Source organism: Nevskia soli (assembly GCF_903970205.1).
Classification (GTDB): Bacteria; Acidobacteriota; Terriglobia; order Bryobacterales; family Bryobacteraceae; genus Bog-113.
This window is the reverse complement of record NZ_CAJCHS010000450.1, coordinates 1-3828: the sequence shown is the minus strand read 5'-3', so window position 1 is coordinate 3828 and position 3828 is coordinate 1. Positions and strand designations below refer to the sequence as shown.

The 3828-nt window shown below is 58.6% G+C and carries 5 protein-coding genes; 1 reads left to right on the top strand and 4 read right to left on the bottom strand.

Annotated features, from left to right (window positions below; translation table 11 throughout):
• The 4 genes from H1Y01_RS19215 to H1Y01_RS19200 form a co-directional block, all read right to left on the bottom strand.
• Positions 1 to 221: hypothetical protein (locus tag H1Y01_RS19215; protein ID WP_180542458.1), on the bottom strand; the 221-nt coding region annotated here is incomplete at its 3' end.
• A 73-nt stretch (positions 222 to 294) separates the two neighbouring features.
• Positions 295 to 1854 (bottom strand): M48 family metalloprotease, encoded by a 1560-nt coding sequence (locus H1Y01_RS19210; RefSeq protein WP_180542456.1) that lies wholly within the window; start codon positions 1852 to 1854, stop codon positions 295 to 297.
• A gap of 58 nt (positions 1855 to 1912) precedes the next feature.
• A complete protein-coding gene (rlmB, locus tag H1Y01_RS19205; RefSeq protein WP_180542454.1) occupies positions 1913 to 2626 on the bottom strand; it encodes a 23S rRNA (guanosine(2251)-2'-O)-methyltransferase RlmB in 714 nt (237 codons plus the stop codon).
• Entirely contained in the window at positions 2626 to 3096 is a 471-nt protein-coding gene (locus H1Y01_RS19200) for a carboxymuconolactone decarboxylase family protein (protein WP_180542452.1), read from the bottom strand. The genes rlmB and H1Y01_RS19200 overlap by 1 nt, the downstream gene beginning before the upstream one ends.
• Before the next feature lie 52 nt (positions 3097 to 3148).
• On the opposite strand from H1Y01_RS19200, the gene H1Y01_RS19195 reads away from it, so the two are divergent.
• Positions 3149 to 3828: hypothetical protein (locus H1Y01_RS19195; protein ID WP_180542450.1), on the top strand; the 680-nt coding region annotated here is incomplete at its 3' end.

The following is a 3828-nucleotide window of genomic DNA, read 5'->3' as shown; positions in this document are numbered from 1 at the left end:
AATTCGGCGATGACGGCCGCGTGCGACGCTTCGACCTGCGCGCGCACCTGACGCCGGATTTCCGGGGAGCTGGCGAGTCCGCCATCATAACCAGCTGCGTTGGCGGCGGCGAGAACGGTGAAGAGCGCTTCGCTGGAATCGAGCTGGACGAGATCGGCGGCTGAGGCGGCGGGAATGATGAGGAAGGAAAGAAGGGCGAGGGAGAGGAAGCGGGAGGTCAAAGGTACTTCAGCCTGAATATGATTAGTTTATCAGGGAGGAAGCCGGGGCGGCGGACCCGCTCCAGCTTTGTCACTACTCAGCCGCGAGGTTCGAGGTGAGCAGCGGAAGTTGATCGATCCCATAAGAGCCGGCAAGTTTCCGCCAGGCATCCGAAGTTGTAGTCCCAGCTACGATGCCTTGTACAATGCCTCTGGGATCGATCTGGTGAGGTCCTTTTGTCAGATAAGCGCTCGCAGGCCGAGTATAGAATTCCCATCCGTGGTCATTTAGTGTCAATGTAAACGCGTTCGTTAGAAGATGATTCGCTAACGAAAGTCGTTGTGTCTGATCTAGCAACCGGCGTGGCGGATTGCGTATCGATTTCGCTAGCTCTGGTAGAGATTTCGCTAGCTCGACTAAGTCTCCGGCGGTCTTCCCGGCGAAGAACCACTGATGTGCGGTGAGAGATTGCCGCCAGACCGGTGCAAACGCCGTTGTACCTAATCGATTCCAAGCCAGCGGAGTAGCTTTCTCCACAGGTGTATCCCGAAATAAGAAGCGGGCCAAAGCGACTTCCAGATCACTTAGATTGTTGAATAAAGAAACCGAAGATTGATCTGCTGGATTAGTGTCCGGCTCATTGACCGCACGCATGCGCGAAAGGCGCGACGGCAGCGGCGGGTGCGAATCGTAGATGGCGGAGGTCGACTTCTTCAACGCCAGCTTGATTCGAACGTTTCTAGCTTCCTCGATTTTCGTATCCGAAAGGAACGAGCTGAAGCCTTCGGCGAGCGGAGGTCGATAGCCCGTTTGAATCACCGGCAGAACGACGTTTTGCCAATATAGGTTCTCCAACCCCGCGGCGCCGACGATAGACTGTAATCCGGACATGAGAGGGTCGGATCCGGTCAGACGGCAGGCGAGTTCATCGCACCGGTATTCCTGTTGGCGGGACATGAGAAAAGTAATCCGTAAGAACAGTTTGAATTGGAGATGAATCAGGATAACCAATCCACTGTAGACGATACCGACGTAGGGAAGCCGCCGGAGGACCGCATTTAATCCTTCGGTCTTGGTTAGATTGGTCAACGTCCTTGCCATGCCGGAACGGCTGGTGTAAAGCCAGGGGCCGAGGCGTGTGTCGCCTCCGTAGTAATGCGCGCATTCATGCGCAAGTACGGCGCGGAGCTGCGAGACCGAAAGAACTTGCATCAGAGGCAGGCCGAGCCCCATAACGCGGCGGCTTCCAAGACCGAGAATACCGCCGCGTTGCGCCACCCAGGCGCTTACCTGGGGCGTGATGAAGATATCGTCAGGCAGCCGTTGGTCGAAGGCCGCGGCGATGCGGTTGATTTCCGATGCGAGGCGCGGGTGATCCGCGAGGTCGATGCGAACGCCGGGAGGATCGAATTTATCGTGGCGCGGGAATACTGACCAGACGATCACGATGCCGAACACAGCGGCCGCGGAAAGCAAGAGAATCGAAGCAGGCGCGAGTTCGACCGACTTCAGGGTCAACAGGGCAAATGCGATGCAAAGAAGGCCCAGAGCCAACGTGAAGGCATAACATATGGCGACAAAGAGCGACGCAGCGGTCACCCAGACCGTCGTGCTCCAGCGTTTGGGGAATACGACCCTAGATTCAGCCGGCATGTTGGGTGTGATGAGAGTAACACTGATCGCGAGAGATTGAAATAGTCTTTATGTAGGGCTAGCCGGACTGTTTCGCGCGCCAGGAGAACAGGACTACGCCCGCGGCCACGGACACATTTAGCGATGCAATCGCTCCGGCCATCGGGATACTAACTAATACGTCACAGTTCTTGCGGACTAACTCGTGCAGACCGCGGCCTTCCGCCCCAAGGACAATTGCGGCTGGGTTATTCCAGTCTACTGTCGCGTAGTTCACGCTGCCGCGCTCATCCAGGCCGTAGATCCAGAAACCTGCCTTCTTCAACTGGTCGAGAGTGCGGTTGATGTTGACGATCCGAACTACCGGCAAGTGCTCCAGCGCGCCGGCCGCGGCTTTCGCTACGGTTTCAGTCAGGCCCGCGGCACGGCGCTCGGGGATCACGATCGCGTCGGCCCCGGCTGCGTGGGCGGTTCGGACGATAGCTCCCAGGTTATGCGGATCTTCTACTCCATCCAGAATCACCAGCATGCGGGCGCCGGTGATGACGTCATCTAACTCGGCGTACTTTTGGGCGGCTCCTAATGCGACTACGCCTTGATGAACGCCGCTGCCGGCCAGGCGATCGAGCGCATCGCGCGGCTCGAAGCGCACCGGAGTGGTCGCGGTCCGGGCGAGGTCGACAATTTGCTGGATCCGAGTCCCTCCGGCGCCTTTGGCGATCAGGATGCGGTCAAGCGGATGACCCGCGCGGAGCGCTTCGAGAACCGGGTTGACTCCAATCAGAACGGCCACTATGGGTGGTGAGACGCCGCGGAAGTCTGCCCTTCATATTGCTGGATGCCGAGCGCGTTGTAGAAGCGGTTATCGAAATTCGCCAGCGAAACGACGGCGACTAATTCAATGAAGGCTTTGTCGTCAAAGATGTCGATGAGGTTGGAGTCGACGTCGTCAAGAGTGCTGGTGCTGGTTAGCTCGCGGGCGATGCGAACGGTGGCGCGATCGATGGGAGTCAGCAGGTGGTCCTGCTCGGTTTGAACCGCTCGCAGATCGTCTTCGCTGTATCCGGCGTCGAGCGCGAGCGCGCGGTAGTGAGTGACGCAGTAGGCGGATTCATTCACGAACGACGCGGCGAGGTAGGCGAGGATTTTCTGCCTGCCGTCGAGATCGCCAGGACCCATGATGGACTTCTGGAACGTCTGGAGAGTGTTACCGACTTCCGAATCGGCGAGTTTTTGGAGGGGCGAGGGTTTGTTTCCGGACATACCTTTAAAGGTGCATGCTGCCTGCCAAAACAGTAGAATGCAGACGGTGGCAGTGAATTATCGAGCTTACGGCATTCCTTTGTTGGTTGCGACGTCCCTGGCTGCGGCGAATTCGATGAATGTGAAGGAACTCACGCTGGAGTATAAGCCGACTCTGAATGGCGGACGGCAGGCGGTTGTCCATAACCTGCATGGCGCCGCGGCGACGGCCTATCTGGCTGAGGCTTATGTCGAGACGGCCGACGGGCAGCGGTTGACTTCATTCGGGGGGGACGCGCTGGAGTATCCCGATGGCGGAGGGATCGAGGTTCCCGCCAAGACTGAGAAAGCGATGCCAAATTCCCTGCCCCCCGGCTACGACACAAGGTCGACCGGCTTTATGGTGGCCGTCTATGCGGATGGATTTACCGAGGGCGATGAAGATATCGTCGCGATGATTCTGAGCGGGCGGCAGCGGGCGCTGAGCGACTTGAATGAATGCCTGCCGAAGCTGGAGAAAGCTGCCGCGGGCGCCATGACAGCGGAGGAGCTGTCGCGTCAGTTGGAGGCGATGCGCAGCCGCGATCGCGCGCAGGCGTCTACGTTGGACGGGATGACCGCGCGATCGGGAGTGCGGTATCGGTATTTCATGACGGCGGTTCCGGACCATGCGCTGGAAGCGTTGACCGGGTTTGGGCGATCGGATCTGAGTGGGTTGGCGAAGCAGTTTCGCGATTGGCGCCTGAGGCTACA

Coding starts and splice junctions, on each gene's coding strand:
- H1Y01_RS19200 (WP_180542452.1), bottom strand. CDS start 3,096: ATGTCCGGAAACAAACCCTCGCCCCTCCAAAAACTCGCCGATTCGGAA.
- H1Y01_RS19210 (WP_180542456.1), bottom strand. CDS start 1,854: ATGCCGGCTGAATCTAGGGTCGTATTCCCCAAACGCTGGAGCACGACG.